Origin of the sequence: Massilia sp. TWR1-2-2 (genome assembly GCF_049897565.1) — a bacterium.
Taxonomy (GTDB): domain Bacteria; phylum Pseudomonadota; class Gammaproteobacteria; order Burkholderiales; family Burkholderiaceae_D; genus JAFCUW01.
The window spans coordinates 36,098-56,849 of sequence record NZ_JAFCWM010000010.1; the positions used below are offsets into that span (position 1 = coordinate 36,098).

The 20,752-nt window shown below is 60.2% G+C and carries 15 protein-coding genes, 1 tRNA gene and 1 pseudogene; 6 read left to right on the forward strand and 11 right to left on the reverse strand.

Features of this window, described 5'->3' with window-relative positions; translation table 11 throughout:
* Nucleotides 1–293: 293 nt before the first annotated feature.
* The 3 genes from ACP7DD_RS11355 to ACP7DD_RS11365 all read right to left on the reverse strand — a co-directional run bounded on the left by ACP7DD_RS11355 (nucleotide 294) and on the right by ACP7DD_RS11365 (nucleotide 5,742).
* Entirely contained in the window at nucleotides 294–2,282 is a 1,989-nt protein-coding gene (locus ACP7DD_RS11355; protein WP_426174915.1) for a hypothetical protein, read from the reverse strand.
* A gap of 1,923 nt (nucleotides 2,283–4,205) precedes the next feature.
* On the reverse strand, nucleotides 4,206–4,979 hold the full coding sequence (locus ACP7DD_RS11360; RefSeq protein WP_426174916.1) for a hypothetical protein: 774 nt from the start codon (nucleotides 4,977–4,979) through the stop codon (nucleotides 4,206–4,208).
* Between the two features lie 538 nt (nucleotides 4,980–5,517).
* Nucleotides 5,518–5,742, reverse strand: coding sequence for a hypothetical protein (locus ACP7DD_RS11365; RefSeq protein ID WP_426174917.1), 225 nt, complete (start codon nucleotides 5,740–5,742; stop codon nucleotides 5,518–5,520).
* 418 nt (nucleotides 5,743–6,160) lie between these two features.
* Between ACP7DD_RS11365 and ACP7DD_RS11370 the strand changes: the two genes are divergently transcribed.
* Nucleotides 6,161–6,805: a hypothetical protein gene (locus tag ACP7DD_RS11370; RefSeq protein ID WP_426175029.1), complete on the forward strand. Its 645-nt coding sequence runs from the start codon at nucleotides 6,161–6,163 to the stop codon at nucleotides 6,803–6,805.
* A gap of 132 nt (nucleotides 6,806–6,937) precedes the next feature.
* Here ACP7DD_RS11370 and ACP7DD_RS11375 read toward each other — a convergent pair.
* The 5 genes and pseudogenes from ACP7DD_RS11375 to ispB all read right to left on the reverse strand — a co-directional run.
* Nucleotides 6,938–7,207: pseudogene (locus ACP7DD_RS11375) on the reverse strand (hypothetical protein); the annotation flags it as partial.
* A gap of 421 nt (nucleotides 7,208–7,628) precedes the next feature.
* Nucleotides 7,629–8,120 (reverse strand): phage tail baseplate protein, encoded by a 492-nt coding sequence (locus tag ACP7DD_RS11380; protein ID WP_426174918.1) that lies wholly within the window; start codon nucleotides 8,118–8,120, stop codon nucleotides 7,629–7,631.
* 1,549 nt (nucleotides 8,121–9,669) lie between these two features.
* Nucleotides 9,670–11,304 carry a site-specific integrase gene (locus tag ACP7DD_RS11385; RefSeq protein WP_426174919.1) on the reverse strand — a complete coding sequence of 545 codons (1,635 nt, stop codon included), beginning with the start codon at nucleotides 11,302–11,304 and terminating at the stop codon, nucleotides 9,670–9,672.
* A gap of 210 nt (nucleotides 11,305–11,514) precedes the next feature.
* Nucleotides 11,515–11,591 (reverse strand) — tRNA-Pro (locus ACP7DD_RS11390).
* 38 nt (nucleotides 11,592–11,629) lie between these two features.
* A complete protein-coding gene (gene ispB, locus ACP7DD_RS11395; protein WP_426174920.1) occupies nucleotides 11,630–12,619 on the reverse strand; it encodes an octaprenyl diphosphate synthase in 990 nt (329 codons plus the stop codon).
* 261 nt (nucleotides 12,620–12,880) lie between these two features.
* Between ispB and rplU the strand changes: the two genes are divergently transcribed.
* The 5 genes from rplU (at nucleotide 12,881) to proB (ending at nucleotide 16,262) form a co-directional block, all read left to right on the forward strand.
* Nucleotides 12,881–13,192: a 50S ribosomal protein L21 gene (gene rplU, locus ACP7DD_RS11400; RefSeq protein ID WP_106760570.1), complete on the forward strand. Its 312-nt coding sequence runs from the start codon at nucleotides 12,881–12,883 to the stop codon at nucleotides 13,190–13,192.
* Between the two features lie 52 nt (nucleotides 13,193–13,244).
* A complete protein-coding gene (gene rpmA / locus ACP7DD_RS11405) occupies nucleotides 13,245–13,523 on the forward strand; it encodes a 50S ribosomal protein L27 (protein WP_426174921.1) in 279 nt (92 codons plus the stop codon).
* 103 nt (nucleotides 13,524–13,626) lie between these two features.
* The gene (gene obgE / locus ACP7DD_RS11410; RefSeq protein ID WP_099788020.1) at nucleotides 13,627–14,739 is read left to right on the forward strand and encodes a GTPase ObgE; all 1,113 of its coding nucleotides are present in this window, start codon (nucleotides 13,627–13,629) and stop codon (nucleotides 14,737–14,739) included.
* A gap of 10 nt (nucleotides 14,740–14,749) precedes the next feature.
* The gene (locus ACP7DD_RS11415; protein WP_426175026.1) at nucleotides 14,750–15,127 is read left to right on the forward strand and encodes a DUF4345 family protein; all 378 of its coding nucleotides are present in this window, start codon (nucleotides 14,750–14,752) and stop codon (nucleotides 15,125–15,127) included.
* A 16-nt stretch (nucleotides 15,128–15,143) separates the two neighbouring features.
* On the forward strand, nucleotides 15,144–16,262 hold the full coding sequence (gene proB, locus ACP7DD_RS11420) for a glutamate 5-kinase (RefSeq protein WP_426174922.1): 1,119 nt from the start codon (nucleotides 15,144–15,146) through the stop codon (nucleotides 16,260–16,262).
* Nucleotides 16,263–16,340: 78 nt separating this feature from the next.
* Here proB and ACP7DD_RS11425 read toward each other — a convergent pair whose 3' ends face one another.
* Genes ACP7DD_RS11425 through rsxB form a run of 3 tightly spaced genes read right to left on the reverse strand, consistent with a single transcriptional unit; the run spans nucleotide 16,341 to nucleotide 20,649 of the window.
* Complete coding sequence (locus ACP7DD_RS11425) at nucleotides 16,341–19,274, reverse strand: EAL domain-containing protein (protein WP_426174923.1); 2,934 nt, start codon at nucleotides 19,272–19,274, stop codon at nucleotides 16,341–16,343.
* Nucleotides 19,275–19,333: 59 nt separating this feature from the next.
* The gene (gene nth / locus ACP7DD_RS11430; RefSeq protein ID WP_426174924.1) at nucleotides 19,334–19,981 is read right to left on the reverse strand and encodes an endonuclease III; all 648 of its coding nucleotides are present in this window, start codon (nucleotides 19,979–19,981) and stop codon (nucleotides 19,334–19,336) included.
* A complete protein-coding gene (rsxB, locus tag ACP7DD_RS11435) occupies nucleotides 19,978–20,649 on the reverse strand; it encodes an electron transport complex subunit RsxB (RefSeq protein WP_426174925.1) in 672 nt (223 codons plus the stop codon). The genes nth and rsxB overlap by 4 nt, the downstream gene beginning before the upstream one ends.
* Between the last annotated feature and the right edge of the window lie 103 nt (nucleotides 20,650–20,752).

The window sequence follows — 20,752 nt, forward strand, 5'->3', positions numbered from 1 at the left end:
GCGTACGTCGACCGCCTTCCAATCCAATCAAATTTAATCAGGAGCCGTACTATGAAATCATATTCTGTGACCATCAAGCCCATCGACTCGCGTTGCCGCCACAGGGCGAAAATTGTTCGCGCGGGACAGGCACTGCCTCCTCCCGTCGCGTCCAGGGAACGAACGACATTCCTGTGCCATACGCCAACCTAGGGGATGAAGAGCTGATGCCGGGGGACGTGCTGTTCGAAGGCAACGCGAATCATCATCGACGGACCGACGGCGGCTGGACTGAGTAATTAGTATAGTAGCCTTTACATACGGCTAAACTGAGACTCAAGCAGTTTTCCCATTTCCCGGGCTCCATCGTTGCTTGTCAAACCATCGTAGTGCTTCTCAACTGTCGCTACACGGTCGTTTAGGACTTTTGCTGCCGTTTTATGAGTTCCGCCAGGTGCCTTTAAAATTGACGTAGCCACTATATGCCTAAAGGCATGTGATGAAAAACCGGAGCAAAGCGGAACGTACTTTTCGGTGAGAACATGAACTTTTGGACTTAACCCGCTCCACGGACGATGCCCGGGCGTACCTTTTTCTAGCCGTGTCAAGAAAACCAAGTCTGATGGAAATTTCAGCAGCTTGGGCCTAAAAACATTGAGGTAGCGTTCGATGTCTCGCCACGCTGATGGCTGTACCTCGCAGTCATATACTGAGTCGCCTGCAGCACCCGACCGATTCTTGAATTTTATTTTTGGAATGCGAATCCACCAAGATTTGTCAGTGCGTTGATAAAGTTCACCGGTATTGTCCGCCGTCCAAGTTAAGTGAGCAACGTTCCTCATTCGAAGTGGGTTAGAAGTTAAAAGCTTGATGAGGGCCAAGTCGCGCGCCCATATAGCTTCCACGGATTGAGATGAACCAACCGGTCGGTCTGCCCGCATTCGTCGAACCATGTCCACTATCGCGTCCATCGGCTGTGGCAATTCGATTAGGTTGCGGATGGGTGCGAAAGAGTCGCGGGACACCTCTATTTCGCCGTGATATGCAGAAACCAGTTGCTCAGTAAGGTCGAATTGCTGCTCGCAAATTTTGCTCCATTCGCTCTGCTTGTATTCGCTAGGTAGAGACTCCTTTAGTTCCGGGCGTTGCAATAAATACCCAAATCGGGGACGAACGAGTGATGCTACAAGCGCCAAGAATTGAATAGTCCCTTGGTTGCGCCTGCCAATACGGTCTTTACACCAGTCAAGATACTCTTCGAGAAAGTCGGGGACTGCGAGCCAGGCCAACGTCTGCGCATTGTCTACGGAAATCGACTTACCGCCACGCTCAACGGGAAGGCACAACCAACCTAGATACGATGATACTTTTGCCCATGCCATCCGAGCAGAGGTCACCTCTTTTCCCTCTGAGAATATCGACCAATTGGCGTCGGTTCTGGGGGCCATAGGACAGGCAGTCACGCGCCACTTTCCTCGTTTTGTCCTGCGCAGTTGAGGGACGGCACACGTCTTATACTTCAAAAATTCGCGCCACTGTTGACGAAGTGGTGCGTCAGGTAAAGGCTTGCAGCAATATTGCTGCTGCGCCAGCATTGCTGCGGTTTCATTGTATTGGATTGGTGCTGGTACACCGCCTAACTGGACTTTGTAGCCCTTCGGCTTTACCGCTGCGAGGGTGCTTAGGCTCATGCGCTCTAGGCCAAAGAAGCCTTCAATTCGCATGAGATATTTGACGCTAGAGGGTCTAGGCTGCTTCCCAAGTAACCAACCCCGCAGCATGTCCGGCGGGACCCCAGTTTGTTTGGCTACTCGTTTTACGGGCAGGCCAAGAATGACACTTTTGAGGGCCTCCACGAAAGGAGTACCTTTCTCCATCGCTAGGGCTAACAGCGTGTCGTATTCGATAACTGCGTCACGCCAAGGCCGGAATGCCGCTCGCGAGTTAGAGATTGAGCGGGTGGAACGGCCATCGTTTTGCAACATTCCAACAAAGCGCTCGATGGCTTCGGGGTGCCGAAGTCGCATCTCGTCACCAACGACGTCGTCAGCGGACATTCCATTGGCTCGCATGAAGTTGCGTAGCGCGGTTGCCCGGTTATTGGCAGTTTGCTCGTTCGCACCACATAGTTGATTTTGTCGGGACTGTTCGTCCAGGAGCGTGTGATAAGTAAGGGGAGACATTGACCGTCCATTGGCCCGCACCTTTCTCTTTTTCGCCGTCTGCGAAGCTGTTAGAGACGTCGGAGTGAAATACCTGCGAATTCCGTAACCCTCTGATTCTTTGAGGTTATTTTGATTCACGCTCTCTCTCCTTTGAAATTAGAAGGAGGGAAAAATGCAGGTATGACTCGGAAGAAAAAAATGCAGAGAAAAATTGCTCGCTCTTTGTATAGTGTTAAAACCAGACCATGAAAGAACTAAGCCAATCAGGGAACGCTGACGAGGAAGTGACATAGCTGCGGTAAGGCCTGCTCGGCAGGAGTAATCTACGAGCGTGCGGGCGGTTGGGGGTGAGCTGCCGCCTGCGCGTCCCCTGGGTTTTTTGCATAGAAGAACTCCGTCTAGCTCAGCTCGACGCCTGGAAGGCGAATGGTCGGCGTACGGCGGGTTCCGCCCGGCCGTGACGGGTCTAGCATCTACTTAAAAGTGCCAATGCGCGATGCTGTGTCACGCTAGTACGAAGGCTTGCTGCCCGGGGGCCCCTCGGCTGGTGCCTGTCGTCTGTATTCCATAATCCGTGGGGCGTCGATTGAGACCTTTTAGCGGGACAGCGAGGGCAAAAGTGTCCTAGTAGGACAGTTTTGGCGAGAGTTGCTGGGTGCCCAAATGGGGCAGTGCAGGTAAAGTGCCCTACTAGGACAGTTTCTGCGCGGGAGGGCTGTCATCCCAGTCGCACAGAAACGGGATTACATTGCTAAACGGTTGCGAAGCTGTACAGTGTAGATGCTGCTGCGCGACCCTAATTCAGGTAAGCATATGCCCACGCCCACGCCCGCGCCGGGCGGCAGCTAGCGATGACGGTCTGTAGGCGATAAGCTCACCCAAGCGCGAGCCTGTCAGCGATTTTGTGTGGGGGGCATTCATCCCCGGCTGCGCGGCGGCGTCAGCCGTTCAGTTGTAGTTCCACGCTATTCGTACTCGACATTGGCTTGGAGCTTTGCATGCTTCCCGACGGGCGCGGCGCGGCAACATGTGCGTGCTCCTCCATTGTCGTCGTCAAGTGCGGTGACAGCCACTTTCGCGCGCAGGGTTAGGCGCTGGCGGCAGGCTAGCAACTAAGATGGAAGCCTGTGCCGTCCTCCCATCTTTGGCATGCGGCGTGACGGTGTTGCCCGAAGTGCTGGTGTCGGTGTTTCGCTGGTGCTACTGCTCATCTTGGCCAATGCCGGCTAGTCCGGGGGCCTTGGGCTGGGCTTTCGGCATGTCCGTGTTGGCGCCGACGCCAAATTGACCCACAGCGGATTATGCTTGACCCTAGCACTGCCGCCGTGAGCCGCATGGCGCCTGCGTTTGCGCGCATTCGTTTGGGTCAACGAATTTCGGCACCCAGGGTCAATCTGGCATCGGCGCCAACAACCGCATCCAAAAAGGCACCGGTATCTGGTTGGTGAGTCGCGGCGGTGACGTAAGTTAAAACCCGACAAAGTGTCCTAGTAGGACACTTTTGTCGTTCTCGGGAGCGGCCTCAGTTAGTGACGCGAAGCCGGCGCAGCAAAAACTGTCCTACTAGCAGCCTGTCGGACTATGGGTATAAAAGAAACTTTATTGGGGTTTTGCCCAAAATTTGGGCAAAAAAACAGCGTTTAAATGCCGTGGATGGTTTCCAGAGTACATATTTTTTCGTTTGAGGCGTGCAATCGCGTTTTCATTTCTTAAGTCCGACAAACTGCTAGGACAGTTTTCAGGAAGGAAGCAGGCTATACCCGTTACTAACGGATGGAGCGTGCGCGGAATTTTTACATTTAAAGCGGGTAGTAGCGCTGGCCGAGCCAGTCGAGGCGACGAAACTTGGAGCAGCACTTCCCCCACAGTCTCATTCAGCTACTAGCTGTCTCAGGGACCAAGTCGAAATCTTCAATATCCGTTATGCCCTCGTTTCAACGGCGGAATGTGATGCCCAACGGTTTGCTATCCGGCGGACAAGGTAAGCGCCAAATAAACGTCGTTAACATCCATATCTTCATCTCCCCACCTTAGAATGTTCTGCCACCAGGCTCGTGTAGCTTAAATGTCGGCCTTTTCCAGTGCTTTCTGCTCGTACCGGGCGCCGTTGACAATATCGTAGTCGCCGGCCGATGCTGCTGCCCGAAGCAGTTCTTTGGTCAGCCACGCGCCATGCTTGGCGTCGAACTTCAGAACCCACGCAGCCACTCCCTTGGCACCGCCAGTCCGGGCACCGCGGGACTCACGCTCAGCAAGGAACGTGGTGAGCTCGCCAGCAATCTCGACCGGGGCGAAGATGCCTTCGGACGTCTCGCCGTACGGCAGCTCGGCTAGTTCGACCGGAGCTTGTGCCATAGCAGGTACCAGCTCCGTTGCCGAAACCAGAGACGTGGCCAGGGTGCACATCACGTCCTTGCGTGGGGTCAGGCGCAGCGCAGTGCCGTATTTGGCGAAATAATCAACCAGGAATGGGCAACTCTTGCTGATAGTAGCAAACTCCTTATTCACGTACTTGACCTTCAGGTCTTGCTCCTTCAGCTCCTCGCCGAGCTGGTGGCGCGCGCCTTCAATAATCCACACGTACTCGCTCGCCTCATCGTACTTGGCAAAGCCAGTCTGCTCGACGGCGGCGAGGGTGGCGCGCACCTGGTCAAGGCCCAGGCCCAGGTCGTTGGCGATGTAGATGATGGGCAGGCGGTACAAGCCAGTGTAGTTCGCGACTGGGTTGCTAAGCAGGTAGAGGGCGAGCAGCTGGGCGGCGATACCGGCGTTGCGAAGGTCGCGGCCAGTCTGACCAATCCAGAAAGCTGGTGCAACCATGACAAATTTACGCATTTTAAGACTCCTGAGGGGTTGGTTTGTGCAGCGACACCATTGCCTCTGCATTAGGGTATAGCTCAATCTCACCCATGAAGCCCCTACGTAGAGCCTTGCCAGCCCCTTCGCCCCGCTGCCGCAATTAACAATCACCGCGCACGCTTCGGACGCGCGTTAATCCCGCGGCCGGCATGCTTCAGAGGCGACTGGCATTGCGAAGGCCGGACGGACCCGGGACAGTCACATCTTTCTTAGCGCCGACTGGGTTACGCGCAGGCTGCAAAAGTATCGGACCGGCGCGCGAGCTTGTCCGAGCTGGTCATCTATGACACGCTGCGCGAAGCCACGTTGTGTTCAAAATCCCAGCCTCTCGTCGACTATTCCCCGACCGGCTGCGATGTGGAGTGGCTGGGTTCCGGTTTGACGTGAAGTCTGCCGGTCAAGTCAGCCTCAACTGGAGCCTTCAAGGCGCCCGCGATAAGTTCTTCGACGACCGTGCCATAAACCTCAACCACACTTGCTATGCGAGCTACTGCACCGAGGTGAACTTCGCCGGCTAATCTGCATGTATATCTACCTGCTCGATGAGGAACAAGTGGCCGCAGACATTTTCTTGTTCGGTGCCGATGACTTTGGGGAGCTGCAAGACGGGACTATCGGAAGCCAAAGCTCCGGCGACATGCGTCATTACCGTATCGCACTCCCGTTCGCAGACACCCAGCACAGCGAGGACTCTCGCATCCGCGCTCACGTACTCAGTGCCCGATTCGGCCAGCGTCACGCGCGGCTCTAGGCTTGCTTAAGCCGTGCCACCAACGTCGCCATCGACATGAACCAGCGCAGGAGACGCGGGTGAACTATGATGAGGTAGCAAGGCGTGCCGGCATCGCCGAGCGCATCGCCAAAGCTGTCGGGAAGTAGACCGTTGGCCTGGCCTTGGACTTGTGGCCGAAGGCGCTCGACGAGCTCAATGCGCCCGAGGCCGTGCTCACCGAGATATTGCGCCGGTTGAGCGCGTTACCGTGGCGAAGTAGGGCGCCCATTGCACCGACGGGCTGTCGGCCGCGCATCTTTTTTTGAGGGTCAAGTTGCAGGCGGTGTCATGTTTTGCCGGTTTTCACATCTGGAAGCCACCTTGCCCAGCGCTTGGGTCTACACTTGTCATCAAGAACAACTACCTGAGGCACGCCTGTTTAATAATGATGATTCCAGCTGACTTTCTCCTAAATAAGAAAAACTACACTTGGCTGGCGAAAAATTACCGCATTACGCCGATTCGGCGGTACCAATGTCTGCCCAATCAGCCGGTGAAGGGTATTTACAGGACTATCAAGGACCAAGTCTATCAGTTCACTGCTGAGCGAGCCGACGGAACCGGCATCCCGTTCTCATTCAACGCGGGGTACGCAAACGGTGGCAAACTGCTGGCCGCGTTGAATAGACCCGCACCTCCGCTGGAATCCTGGCAAGCGGCACTCAACGTCGCGCCGGGGCCAGTCCCCAACGTTCCGGGCCCGGCAGTGCCGCCGGCGCCAGGCGCACTTTGCTCGTTTAATGCCCAGCTACTGGAGTTGTTGAACCTGTTTTGCCTCAAGCATACTTTGGACCCGACGAAGCCCAGCGGCCAATTATTCGTGACGCTCAACCAAAATCCTGCGATGCCGCATCACCAGGGTGCCCTGGCGATTAACACCATTCTGACGAAGTACCAGGAGACCTCCGCGGCCCTCGTCACCTGGATTCAGGCAGCAGTGGCCCCCGCTCAGACGAAAAACTACAATTTTTCTTTGTTGACCATCTATCTCCAGGGCCTGAGTTCTCCGCCGGCCAACATCGCCATTTGAGCATCCGCAGCGCGTCCGCAGCAGCCCGCAGCACCCAACAGCAGCCAGTCGAGGCCTACCTTTTGGGGCTTCTTTACATCCAGAAGGGAAGTGGTCGTGGCCAGTCGCTTCTGCTGCAGTTTGCCGTGCGCGATGGATGCGGTTTTGAATCGTGCCAACTGGGCATTGCTGTTCGTCAGCAACCTCCGCGTAGCTCATCTTCCCTGGCTCGCGTAGACAGAATGCCTCGGTAAACACCGGCGGAAGCGGCCATTGCCGACTCGATTTGCTGAGAAGTTGCTTTGTCTCCAGCTCAGCCTCCAAGTCCAAAGAGCCGGCTAGTATCTTCGTGCTGCACACTGCGCAGGCGCAGCTACCCCCGGTGCTGGCGTCCTGGACTATCACCACCCACACCTTCAGCACTGCCGGCAGGCTTAGGTCGGGTTGTCGGCTGCCCGCATAGTGGCGGTGTCCGTGTAGCTGTGGGGGTGATACCCGGCTCGGTGTGCACCTCTATCCACCCACTGCCACTTCTACTGTGTAGCTGGTGCCCGCCTCAAGCGACAACCTGCCCGCTTCCTGGCCAACGACCGTGCTCTGGCCAGCAACGTTGCCTCTGGCCGATGTCCCTATGCCACCACCACCGCGTCCTCGAGCAGGGTAGTGCTGCTGCGGAACCGGCCGGGGGCGGCTTCGCTGCCCGGCTGGCCGTGGTCACGCTAACCTCCGTGGAGCTGGCGATAGGCAGGTTCTCCTGTGCGATGTAAGGCAGTCAGTGTGTCGATACTGTGTTGTCCGCGGGGGAAGGCTTCCTTCCGCACGAGGCCCAGGCCGCTGGTAGAAATTAGACCCGGGCGCCCTGCGCGTGGTCCGCTGGCAGGGTGTCGAATACGCCCCGCACGATGCCGCCGATGTTGACCATGCCGCCCGGGTTACTGGTTACCGTCTTCCAAGTCATCAGCTCGCCGTCTACGAGCAACATGTTGCGCCCGGCGTCCTGCTCTGCGTCGGTGATGGACCACGACCGTGAACCGTGCCCCGTCGGTCGGGAACACTGCGGTGAGTAGCTCGGCTGGGTTGAACGCCGGCATGCTCCGGGTCTCCACGATGATGTATGCGTAGCCCCTAGCAACCAGGAAGCGGTGTTCGCCGAGGTGAGGGCAGCGTGTAGCCGTCGCCGTCCGGGGAAGGGGGCCAGCCTTGTTCGTATACCTGCAATGCGCCTGGCGAGCAGGTACATCCAGCCATCGGCAGGGCGGTGTGTCTGGAAGGAGCGCCACAGTTGCAGCGAGGTGCCTGCAGTGATGTGCTGGGGCACGTCAGTGCGAACGGTCATGAGGAGCGTCGCGAGGCAGTGGGTATGCCGCCGCGGCGTCGCGCCAGGCAGCGTAGGTCTTCGGGTAGTAAGGCTTGACCCGGTGAGGGACTCGGTGGCGGGACGCTGGCACAGGGGGCAAAGGGGATGGTGTAAGTCAGCGTGGTCATACTAGGTATAGGGAAACCACCGGGGCATGACAGGCCACTTCGGACAGCACATTTGTGGAGGTAGGGACCCGCAGCTTGGGTAGGGTTACGTAACCGCTGGACCTGAAACCACTTCTATGCCCCTTCGAAGGGGCATAGAAGCCCCTTCGAAGCATATAGATATAGAGATATAAGGATGCATACCTTCAGGTGTGCTTGTCCCTCAAGGTCATTGAGCTATGATGGAGAACATGAAGATGACGCTGACGCGTCCTACCCAGCATCGTGCTTCTTCACCCTGCGGGGCTGGCAGCCAGGGAGCCAAGTCATGAGGCGTGCTCCTCTTTCCGAGCATATGCTCAGGCGAAGTCTTTACGCTGGCGACCACTCGTCCCTGGTTGCGGCCCCGCAGGGTGCGGCGCTTACCGTGAAGCCTACGGCTTACCAGTCGCGGTAGCGGCTCCTCATCCCAGTGCGGACGCTACGCCCCATTTGGCCGATACGGGCCGGGGCGGGGTGACTGGGGATGCGGTGTCATCCGGCTCCTCGCTGGCATGCGCCATCTTCTCGGCCTGGTTGGCCTTCGCGGCGCCCAATCCCAGCAGCTTCGTCAGGTAGTGGTGCCCGTCAGCCCGAGAGCCAAGCCTCGCTCATTACGTTCGCGGCTGCCGTCTCGAAGTGGGTCGCCGTAGGCATCCGAGCCTCCTCACCTTCTGGCGCCGCGGTATGCCGCCCGGCTGCGCTGAACAGCTCTTTTTCAAATCTTCTCGACCGCCGCCTCCGGAATCATGCAGCGCTCAAAAAAATCCTTGGCGGCAAGACTTATTGGCGATGGAGTCGGGGAGCGCCATCAGAGCGTTGCGCGCCTCGCGTGCTACTTTGAATACCTGGAACCTCACGGCCTCGGCGTGGACCAGCTTGCTCGCACTCTCCTTGTACTCGAGTTTGGCCATGCACGGCATGTACGCCTTGCACATCGCACGGCTCTGCGAGATGTGAATGCTAACCGCGTCGTCCTCATCGCCATCCCGTGGGGGCGACGCGCTGGTCTTCAGTTTGGCAGTCGCCGGGGGGGCGAACTGGTAACCAGCACGGACGGCGGAGCCAAGCGCGCCCGCCGGTCCATTGTAAGCGTGACGCCAGCACCATCTGGACGTAGCTCTTTCCATACGCCAGAGTGGTTCCCACTACTTTTATGATGGGAACTACTTTGGATACTGAAGTGAAGCCGGGTAACCGGAAGGGCGACCGAACTATCCGGTCGAATTCAAGCGTCGTCTCGCGGCTGCAATGGCGAACGGGGTCAACGCCAACATGGTATTCAAATGACGGCGGGAGTTTCGCGTTGGCTTGTTAGACGATGCACCCCAAGCGATGTCTACGCTGCTGGGTGAGATGCAGGGCAATACGGGTAGGGTTTGTTAAGCGACTTTTTTTCCGAACTGAACTCGGATTACGTTCGCCGACTCTGATTGTTTTTCGAAATTTTGAGTACATACGGCAGGGAATTCATCACGTATGGATACCGTTGATTCCTGTGGTTTGCACGATTCGTCGATGACCTCCCTCATAGAAATTGACGCACCGCGTTTTAGACGACGCTGACCACGATGGCTATCTGACTCGTCAGGCTTTGCAAAGGCGGCATCTAGTCGTTTTGCCAGACTCTTGGTGCATAGGTGCGCATAGCGAAGCAACATACGCACATCGCGGTGACCCGAGAAATGTTGCAAGTCTACCAATGAAAAGCCACCTGGCGTGTTGCTACCGGCCTCCGCCACACGCGAGATTGCTTCATGGCGCAGGTCGTGTTTCCGCAGCTCGTTTTCTCCTGTGAAACCTGCAACATCGCACATCCGTTCCCATGCCTTCCGGAGGCGGTCGACGCTGATTGGGAATGCTAGGTCGCCGTCCCGTGGGAGCTTGATTAGCAGTGTGACAAGGTCGCTGCGAAGAGCGAGTTCGCGTGAGCGCCCATTCTTCGTTTCAGGTAGAAATGCAGTCTGCTCATCCAAGTTCACGTTGTTCCACGTTAGCGTCAGCGTCTCACTGAGCCGGGCTCCCGTCATCAGCTGGAACTGGATAAAAGTTTCAAGATACGGAACGTGGATGTAGCTAGTTTCCGCCGCTTCCATGTGGACTTGACGGGCTTGCTTGATTATCTGTTTGCGGCCGTATGTGGTTCTTGCGTTGTTCGCGTCGGTACGCTCATCTCGAATGAGGTCCTCCAGTCGTCGTTGAACCGCCGCCTGACGGTCCTCTTCGCGAGCGGCTTCGATTAGTCGCTTCTCTTCCCCGACCTTCAGCCGGCGGTCTCTCTCGTTGTAATACTTTGGTCGGCGGACTCCGTCCATAGGGCTCTTTTCGACATGTATGCGCCACATATTTATGGCAATAGAACATACCGAAGAGAAGATGTCGATTTCGCGGTCTGCGGTGGCTGGTGCGACCACCTGGCATCGCTCGTCAATGTAGTCTTTGAAGTCATCTGGTACTACTGCAGCGAAAGGTTTGCGAATGAATGAATTGGCATCGCATGCGGTACCAACCCTCTGTCCAACCGACTTACGCACGGTCATTCCTGCGACTTTCGGACACGGGTTTGGATGTGCTGCGATGATTGCGGACAGGTCTTGCCGCTCGAAACCTGCATCGTCGAGCATTGCATTAATTTTGTACGCGACTATATCGAAGCCTTTTTGCCGAGGTGCCTCCTCATGCAAATAGCGCACCAGAAGGTCAGCGAAGGTCGTCTTGTACCCTGTGGTGTAATCGGTGAAAATGCTTCGGCGGTGCTCACTCGCAAGTCGATTCTTGATGTCTCTTGCTTCAACCAGGCTGGTGGCGGGAAGTGTTTGGTTTTTGTGTTTACGGCTTCGTTCCCGAACTATGAAGGCATTGTCAAGCCGGGTCAGACGTGGCTTAAGCTTCTGTGAACTCAGGTTCAAGCAATACTCATCTGCCGCCTTCTTTGAGTTGTGGGGGAAGGTCTTGGTCAGGTCAGGCCGGTTCTTGACTGTGACTTCGTAGTGCGAACGATTTTCGATAGACGCCATGACGCGTACTCCAACAGTTGAGGAGCACGGTATACCTTCGTTGCGCGAGGATGATTTGGTAGCCGGCGGGCGTTGCTGCAAATACTACCGACGAAGCAGGCTTTTATTTTTTTTCATGGCACGTTTCGAGAAATCTGCCACTGATTTGCCACCATCCACAGCACACTACAAAACACGCGGCTATAACACGCTGTTTTATAAGGGGATTTTTGGTCGGGGTGAGAGGATTCGAACCTCCGGCCTCTGCGTCCCGAACGCAGCGCTCTACCAGGCTGAGCCACACCCCGACGCAAGAAGACTGACGCGAGGTTTTAGTGTAAAAATCTTAATGGTTCCTGTCAACCGCGAACACGCATAGTTGCAGCAAGCTTCGTTTGAATTCGCTTTCCGGCAGGCCAGCAATAGCGGCCGCTGCGCGCTGGGCGGCAACTTCCGCCTCGCGCCGCGTGTAGTCGAGCGCGCCGCTGGTGGTCACTGCCGCCAGCACTGCCTCGAAATGCTGCTCGTCGCCATTCTCGATGCAGTTGCGCACCAGGTCGCGCTGCTCGGACGTGCCGTTTTCCAGCAGGTAAATCAGTGGCAAGGTCGGCTTGCCTTCGCGCAGGTCGTCGCCGACGTTCTTGCCGATGGCTTCGGCGTCGCCGGCGTAGTCGAGCACGTCGTCGATCAGCTGGAACGCGGTGCCCAGCGAGCGGCCGTATTCGCCGGCGGCGTCGATCTGTTCGTCGGTCGCGCCGGAGATCAGCGCGCCCAGTTGCGCCGCGGCCTCGAACAGCTTGGCCGTCTTCGAGCGGATCACGTTCAGGTAGGCGTCCTGGCTGACGTCGGGATCGTGCATGTTAAGTAACTGCAGCACTTCGCCTTCGGCGATCACATTGGTGGCGTCCGACAGGATCTGCATCACCCGCATGTTGTTCAGGCCAACCATCATCTGGAACGAGCGCGAGTACAGGAAGTCGCCCACCAGCACCGAGGCGGCGTTGCCGAACAGGGCGTTGGCGGTCTGGCGGCCGCGCCGCATCGACGACTCGTCGACGACGTCGTCGTGCAGCAAGGTGGCGGTGTGGATGAATTCGACCACCGCGGCCAGCTCGTGGTGGGCGGTGCCCTTGTAACCGTAGGCGTTTGCCACCAGCAGCACCAGGGTGGGGCGGATGCGCTTGCCGCCGGCACTGATGATGTACTCGGCGATCTGGTTGACCAGGCTCACTTCGGAATGCAGGCGCTCACGGATAACCGCGTTGACTGCCTCCACGTCGGCAGCGATCGAATGGGCGATGGTGTTTGTTTGGGCGTGTAAGATAGCGGCTGACAAGGCTGACCTGCGAGTGGCGTTAAGTGCGTGGATTATACGACAACCCCGCCGTTTCGGTCCGACACGCACAGCAGCCGCCACCGGCGCCGTGGCGCTTGAATATTGTTGTCGTTGTGCACATACCACGAACCAGCGGACTTGTGCATCCTTTTGACGAGAAATTTCAATCCATGTATAATCGCATGCTCCCCCGGTTCCGCACAGGCTCGACGTGATGTCGCCGGGAGAGATTCTTTTAAACATTTGATGAGGTTTCCTATCATGTACGCGGTCATAAAAACCGGTGGCAAGCAGTATAAAGTTGTCGCTGGCGAAAAACTTAAAGTAGAACAGATACCGGCAGACATTGGTTCCGAACTCACCATCGATCAAGTTCTCGCAGTAGGCGCGGGCGACACCATTAAGTTTGGTGCGCCATTGGTCGAAGGTGCAACGGTGCTGGTTACTGTTGTGGCACACGGTCGTCACGATAAAGTGAAGATTTTCAAGATGCGTCGTCGTAAGCACTACCAGAAGCACCAAGGCCATCGTCAAAATTACACCGAAATCCAAATCGTTTCGATTAACGGCTAATCACCGTTGCCCGGCGCAGTCAGCCCGGTTAACCAGCTATCAGGAGTAACAAATGGCACACAAAAAAGGCGGCGGCACAACGCGTAACGGCCGCGATTCAGAATCAAAGCGCTTGGGCGTCAAGGTTTACGGCGGCCAGACGATCAATGCCGGCGGCATCATCATCCGTCAGCGCGGCACCCCAGTGCGCGCAGGCGAAAACGTCGGCCTGGGCAAGGATCACACCTTGTTCGCGCTGGTCGACGGCAAGGTGAAGTTTCTGTACAAGGGTATCGGTTCGAAGCAGTACGTCACCGTGATCCCGAACGAAGTGGCTGCAGTCGCTGCTTAAGTACTACGCGCCGTTCGCGGCGCACACTTTGTAAGGCGCAAGCCTTCAATCGAAAGGCTCTGCCAACGGTAGGGCCTTTTTAGTTTTATGGCGGTACAAAATTATGAAGTTTATCGACGAAGCAAAAATTGAAGTCATCGCCGGCGATGGCGGGAATGGCTGCGCCTCGTTCTGCCGCGAAAAGTTCCGCCCATTCGGCGGGCCGGACGGCGGCGACGGCGGCAAGGGCGGCTCGATCTGGGCCGTGGCCGACCGTAACATCAACACCCTGGTCGACTTCCGTTATTCGAAAATGCACAAGGCGCGCGACGGCGAGCCTGGCCGCGGCGCCGACTGCTATGGCAAGGGCGCCGACGACATCCACATGCGCATGCCGGTGGGCACTTTGATCGTCGATAACAACAGCGGCGAGATCATTGCCGACCTGACCGAACACGGCCAGGTGGAACTGCTCGCCAAGGGCGGCGAGGGCGGCTGGGGCAACATCCACTTCAAGTCCTCGACCAACCGCGCGCCACGCCAGAAAGGCGAAGGCAAGGAAGGCGAACGTCGCGAACTGCGCCTCGAGCTGAAGGTCCTGGCCGACGTTGGCCTGCTCGGCATGCCGAACGCCGGCAAGTCGACTTTTATTACGGCCGTGTCGAACGCCAAGCCGAAGATCGCCGACTACCCGTTCACCACCTTGCACCCGAACCTGGGCGTGGTGCGCGTGTCGCACGAGAAGAGCTTCGTCATCGCCGACATTCCCGGCCTGATCGAAGGCGCGTCGGAGGGCGCGGGCCTCGGCCACCAGTTCCTGCGCCACCTGCAGCGCACGGGCCTGCTGCTGCACATCGTCGACATGGCGCCGTTCGAAACGAACGTCGACCCGGTCAAGGAAGCCAAGGCGCTGGTCAAGGAGCTGGAAAAGTACGACGAGTCGCTGGTCGAGAAACCGCGCTGGCTGGTGCTCAACAAGCTGGACGTGGTGCCTGCGGAAGACCGCAAGAAGCTGGTCAAGGATTTCGTCAAGCGCATGGCCTGGAAGGGCCCTGTGTTCGAGATTTCGGCGCTGTCGCACGAAGGCTGCCCGGAACTGGTCAACGCCATCTACCAGCACCTGGAAGCGAAGAAGGCTGTGGAGCACCGCGCCGAAGAGACGCAGATGACCGAGGAAGCACGCGGCATCGCATCGATCGATCCGGACGATCCACGCTTCAAGATTCTCGAAGACTGAGTTGGTCTGCGTGACGCGGGCAGCGCTGCGCAGGCAGCTGCTGCAACTGGTTGCCTGTGCCAGTTCGCTGGCCGCGCTCGCGGCCATGCTGGACCCGGACCGCGTTGCCACCGTCATGGGATTGTTTCTCGTTGGCGTGAACGGCTACAGCCAGTTCTACGCCATCTATGTCGGCACCAGGCTCGCTACCGCGGGCCTGGCGCTATTAGCGACAAGGCAGGGCGAACCGCCTGTCCTCGGCGATATCACTGCATTGTTCGTCCTGGCGCAGCCGGTCGGCCGCTTCATCGCGGCCTTCGCGATCGGCCTGCCCCAGGGATTTTTATTAGTCGTATGCGGGTTGGAGCTGGCCGGCGGCATCGCGCTGCTGGTGCTGCGCCCGCGTTAATAAGAGCCGCTGCCAGATGAAATCCGTCATTCAGAATGCCTCCCGCATCATCATCAAGGTCGGCTCGTCGCTGGTCACCAACGACGGCCGCGGGCTCGATCACGCCGCCATCGCGCGCTGGGCTTCGCAGATATCGGCCTTGCGCGCGCTCGGCAAGGAAGTGGTGCTGGTCAGCTCCGGCGCGATCGCCGAAGGCATGCTGCGCCTCGGCTTCGAGACGCGCCCGACCGATATCCACGAACTGCAGGCCTGCGCCGCGGTAGGGCAGATGGGCCTGGCGCAGATCTACGAGTCGAGCTTTCGCGCGCATGGCCTGGGCACCGCGCAGGTGCTGCTCACGCACGCCGACCTGGCCGACCGCGAGCGCTACCTGAACGCGCGCTCGACCCTGACCACCTTGCTGCGCCTGGGCGTGGTCCCGATCATCAACGAGAACGACACGGTCGTCACCGACGAGATCAAGTTCGGCGACAACGACACGCTCGGCGCCCTGGTGGCGAACCTGATCGAAGCCGATGCGCTGGTGATCCTGACCGACCAGCACGGGCTGTTTTCGGCCGACCCGCGCAAGGATCCGGCGGCGACCCTGATCGCCGAAGGGGCAGCGGGCGACCCGGCGCTCGAGGCGATGGCCGGCGGCGCCGGCAGCAGCATCGGTCGCGGCGGCATGCTGACCAAGATCCTGGCCGCCAAGCGCGCCGCACGCTCGGGCGCGCACACGATCATCGCTTGGGGCCGCGACAGCGACGTGCTTACGCGGCTGGCCGCCGGCGAAGCGATCGGCACGCAGCTGACGGCGCAGACCGGCCGCATGACCGCGCGCAAGCAGTGGATGACGGACCATTTGCACACCGCCGGCAAGGTGGTGCTCGATGCCGGCGCCGTGCAAAAGCTCACGCGCGAGGGCAAGTCGCTGCTGCCGATCGGCGTGATCGGCGTGACGGGCGAATTTGGCCGCGGCGCGGTGGTCACGTGCGTCGGCGAAGACGGCGTGGCGATCGCGCGCGGGCTGTCGAATTACACCAGCAGCGAGGCCAGGCGCATCATGCGCAAGCCGTCGTCGGAGATCGAGAAGGTGCTCGGCTTTCTCGACGGGCCCGAGCTGATTCATCGCGACAACCTGGTGCTGCTGTAGCCACACAAAGCGCGCCGTCTCGACGTCGTTCCCGCCATCGGCGGATCCGATGCCCATCACGGGCAGGGCTTCCAGCACCTAGTGGATGCCCGGATGCGCCGCCGCCAGACGCAGCTCGATGTCTTGAATGACGCCGTGGATGTCGTCACCCGACACCGGCGGACTAAAGAAAAACCCCTGCCCCAGGTGGCAGCCGTGCTCCATCAGCCAGTTCATCTGCTGCGCCGTTTCGACGCCCTCGGCCACCACCAGCATCTTCAGCGCCACGCCCATCGCGACGATGGCCTCGGTCAGCGTCTCGGCGTTCGCATCCTGCAGCATGCTGAGGGTGAACGACTGGTCGATCTTGATGCTCTGCAGCGGCAACTGGCGCAGGTAGCTTAGCGACGAGAATCCGGTGCCGAAGTCGTCCAGCGTAGTGCCGATGCCGCGGGTGTTAAACGCGGCCAGCACGCTGCGGGTGCGCGCAAGTTCACGCATCACCGCCGACTCGGTCACCTCGATCTCGAGCGTATCGCCCGGCATATTGAACTCGTCGAGCAAGGCGCCGAGGTATTCCACCACGTCGGTCGACAGGATGTCCGCCATCGACAGGTTGATCGATACCGGCAGCGGCGGCAGGCCCTGGTCGCGCCAGCGCGCTTGCGCCTGCAGCGCATGGCGCATCACCCAGCGGTCGATGCGCACGATCTGGTCGCTGCGCTCGGCTAGCGGGATGAACACCGCCGGCGGCATCGGTCCGCGCGTCGGGTGATTCCAGCGCACCAGCGCCTCCATGCCGACCACGCGGCAGGTCGCCAGATCGACCTTCGGCTGGAACACCAGCGACAGTTCGTCCTGCTCGATCGCTTCGCCGAGGTCGCGCTCGAGCAGGTACTGGTCGAGCTGGTCGGACTCCATCGAAAAATCGAACACCGAACTGCGCGAGCGGCCGCTGGCCTTTGCGTGGTACAGCGCCAGGTCGGCACGGCGCAACAGTTCGCCGACGGTGCGCCCGTGCGCCGGCGGCAGCGCAATCCCCACCGAGACGCTCATCCTCAGCTGCTGGCCGTTGATGTCGAACGGCCGCGTCACCGTCTGGTGCAGCCGTTCGCCGAACATCAGCGCGGTGGCGGCGTCCGGATGGTCGATCTGGAACAGCAGCATGAATTCGTCGCCGCCGAGGCGCGCCAGCAGATCGCAGTCGCGGACGACGGCGCCGAGCCGCCGGCCGAACTGCAGCAGCACCTGGTCGCCGGTGGCGTGGCCATAGGCGTCGTTGATATTCTTGAAGTGATCCAGGTCAAGCAGCATCAGCGCTGCATCGTATTGGCCGTCCTGCAGGCGCCGCGTGACCTCGTCTTCCATCGTGCGGCGATTGTACAGTCCCGTCAACTGGTCGTGGTGGGCGCGCCAGTGCAGCTTCTCGTGCAGCGTGCGGTTTACCCGCAGCTTGTGTACTTCGGCGAGGATCTGCAGCAGCGACTTCAGGCCTTCCGACTCGATGTCGGTCCACGGTTCGCTGCGCCCCCTGACCTGCTGGCGCCATTCGGCAAACGAGCGGCGCGGCTCGAGCCGGACGCGCCCGCCCGGTTCATCGCAGACCTGCTCTTTGACCGGCTCGCCCGCCCAGCGCACCAGCTGCACCACCTCGGGCCGGGTAGCAAAGCAGAAGATCGGATGGTCTTCGAAGCGGTGTGCCAGCAGCATGCCGGCCGCTTCGGGCAGCGCGTCGATGCGGTGCTGGCCAGGCGTGAGCAGGTCGTCCCACAACAGCACCCCCGGCGCATGGCCGGTCCGGTCGAGCCGCGCCAGCACCTCGGTAAGCGTCTGCCGGGCCGGCTGGTGGCGCCGGCCCGGCCCGCCGATCCAGTGGGTCGAGTTCAGGTACACCCCGAGCGTGTTGGCCCGGAACGCGTGAAGGAAATCGGGCAGCCGCTGGCGCAGCAGCACGGCAATGTCCTCGCCCTTCAGCAGCGACTGGTGGAATTGGCTGAGCAGGTTGCCCATCGCCAGGCGCTGGTCGAGCCCCTCCAGCTTGGTCAGCGTTTCGATGCGCATCGTGGCCACTTCGGCCGTCAGTTCGCACAGCTGGCGCAGCGCCGCGCGGACGTGGTGCGGCGGGGACTTCGGCGTGTGGTGATGGCAGGCGATCATGCCCCACAGTTTGGCGTCGATGACGATCGACATCGTCAGCGTCGCGCGCACGCCCATGTTGCGCAGGTAGGACAGGTGCACCGGCGACAGGCCGCGCAGCAGGCAGTGACTCTGGTCGAGCGGGGCGCCGTCGGGCAGCAGCGGCGGCACCAGTGTGTCGGGCGTCGCCTCGACGTCGGCCAGCACGCGCAGCCGGTTGGTCAGGTACAGTTCGCGCGCCTGGGCCGGGATGTCGCTGGCGGGGAATCGCAGGCCCACAAAGCGCTGCTCGCAGTGCGCGCCGCACTGCTCGGCGATGACTGCGCCGGAACCGTCGGGCAGGAAGCGGTAAATCATCACGCGGTCGAAGCCGGTAAAGCCGCGCACCACCTTGGCGCAATCGTCGAGGAAGGTGTCGATGCGGTCGGCGCGGCGCAGTCGCGCAATCAGCGAGGCGATGTCGGCGAACTCACGGCCTTCGGCGCGCAACCGCTCGGCGCTGGTGGTCTGCGGCAGCCATTCGAGCACGGCGACCTCGCCGAGGCGATGGCCAATGCATTCCCAGTCGTCGGACGCCTGCTGCTGTGCCGGCGCGGTGCGCTCGAAGCGCGCGCGCCACGGCAGCGCCATCGGCTGCACCGGCGGCAGCGCGTCAAGGCCAAGCGTGTCGAACGGCGGGCCCCGCTCGATCCAGTCGAGCAGCGGCGTGCCGAGCATGGCCTCGGCAGTGAGCCCGGGCCAGTGGCGTGCAATGCCGCTCGAGACCTGGACAACGCGCCCGTCGGCGACCTGCGCGACGATCAGAAAGCCGTGCGGCTGCACGGTGCCGAGCAGGTGAATCGGTTCCCGGGCACAGGCTTTTTCCAGCTCTGTCGGTATGGTGTCGTAGCCCTGCATGGTTATCGGTTACGCGGTTGTTACAGTAAGACTGGTTCGGCGCCGGCTAGTTCATCGCGCTACAGCCGATCCGGCGGCGGCGTCTTGGGACGGTATTCGCACAGGTCGGCGATCAGGCAGTTCCAGCACAGCGGTTTGCGCGCGATGCAGGTGTAGCGCCCGTGCAGGATCAGCCAGTGATGGGCGTCCTGCAAAAACGCCTTCGGCACGAACTTGAGCAGCTTCTGCTCGACTACCTCGACCGTTTTGCCGGGCGCGATGCCGGTGCGGTTCGACACCCGGAAGATATGGGTGTCGACCGCCATGGTCGGCTCGCCGAAGGCGGTGTTGAGCACGACGTTGGCGGTCTTGCGGCCGACCCCGGGCAGCGCTTCGAGCGCCTCGCGCGAGCGCGGCACTTCGCCGCCGTACAGGTCGACGAGCATCTGGCAGGTGGCGATAACGTTTTTCGCCTTGGTGTTGTACAGGCCGATGGTGGCGATGTAGGTCTTCAGTTCGTCGAGGCCAAGCGCCAATATCTGCGCCGGCGTATTGGCCACCGGGTACAGCTTGCGGGTGGCCTTGTTGACGCCGACGTCGGTCGACTGGGCCGATAGCAGCACCGCGATCAGCAGTTCGAACGGGGTGGTGTATTCCAGTTCCGTGGTCGGATGCGGATTGGCGGCGCGAAAGCGGGTGAAGATCTCGAGGCGTTTGGCAGGATTCATTCGGCGGGAGGCGTCGCCTTCAGGCGCGCGCGTTCGATGGCGGCGGCGATGATGGCGCGCTTGCGCTCCTTCTCGGCCAGTTGTTCGGGCGTGTTGGTCGCTTCGGCCGTCACTTCGCGCATCTTGGCCACCGCCTTGGCGGCCAGGCGGGCGTCGTTTTCCTCGCGTTCGCGCTGCAGGCGCGCGCCGCGCAGGTCGTGGCGCGCGCGCGCGGCGTCGGCCTGCCGCTGCGACCAGGCGTCCCAGCCGGTGAAGTCGCCCGTGACCGGGTACATGACGATGCAGTCGACCGGGCAGGGCGCCACGCACAGGTCGCAGCCGGTGCACAGGCTCGGCACCACGGTGTGCATCTGCTTGGCCGCGCCGACGATGGCGTCGACCGGGCAGGCCTGGATGCACAAGGTGCAGCCTATGCACAGCTCCTCGTCGATGTAGGCGACCGGGCGCGCACGCTCTATGCCGTTGACCGGATTGATCGGGATGACGGCGCGCCCGGTGACGCCGGCCAGGCGGCGCACGCCCTCGATGCCGCCCGGCGGGCACTGGTTGATGTCGGCCGTGCCGTCGGCGATCGCTTCGGCGTACGGCCGGCACGCCGCATAGCCACACTTGGTGCATTGCGTCTGCGGCAGTACGTCTTCGATCAGGTCGGCGAGGGTCTTGGTCACGGTGGTCCGCTATACGCAAAACGCCATTATCCGACAAAAGCCGATGTGGCGGCGAAGGCAAGAACTTCATGCATATAAGTAACAATGTTGCTTGGAAAGATTG

Excerpts from the sequence above, each read along its gene's own strand:
- ACP7DD_RS11360 (WP_426174916.1), bottom strand. The coding sequence starts at position 4,979 with ATGCGTAAATTTGTCATGGTTGCACCAGCTTTCTGGATTGGTCAGACT.
- ACP7DD_RS11370 (WP_426175029.1), top strand. The coding sequence starts at position 6,161 with ATGATGATTCCAGCTGACTTTCTCCTAAATAAGAAAAACTACACTTGG.
- ACP7DD_RS11380 (WP_426174918.1), bottom strand. The coding sequence starts at position 8,120 with ATGACCGTTCGCACTGACGTGCCCCAGCACATCACTGCAGGCACCTCG.
- ACP7DD_RS11385 (WP_426174919.1), bottom strand. The coding sequence starts at position 11,304 with ATGGCGTCTATCGAAAATCGTTCGCACTACGAAGTCACAGTCAAGAAC.
- rplU (WP_106760570.1), top strand. The coding sequence starts at position 12,881 with ATGTACGCGGTCATAAAAACCGGTGGCAAGCAGTATAAAGTTGTCGCT.
- rpmA (WP_426174921.1), top strand. The coding sequence starts at position 13,245 with ATGGCACACAAAAAAGGCGGCGGCACAACGCGTAACGGCCGCGATTCA.
- obgE (WP_099788020.1), top strand. The coding sequence starts at position 13,627 with ATGAAGTTTATCGACGAAGCAAAAATTGAAGTCATCGCCGGCGATGGC.
- proB (WP_426174922.1), top strand. The coding sequence starts at position 15,144 with ATGAAATCCGTCATTCAGAATGCCTCCCGCATCATCATCAAGGTCGGC.
- ACP7DD_RS11425 (WP_426174923.1), bottom strand. The coding sequence starts at position 19,274 with ATGCAGGGCTACGACACCATACCGACAGAGCTGGAAAAAGCCTGTGCC.
- nth (WP_426174924.1), bottom strand. The coding sequence starts at position 19,981 with ATGAATCCTGCCAAACGCCTCGAGATCTTCACCCGCTTTCGCGCCGCC.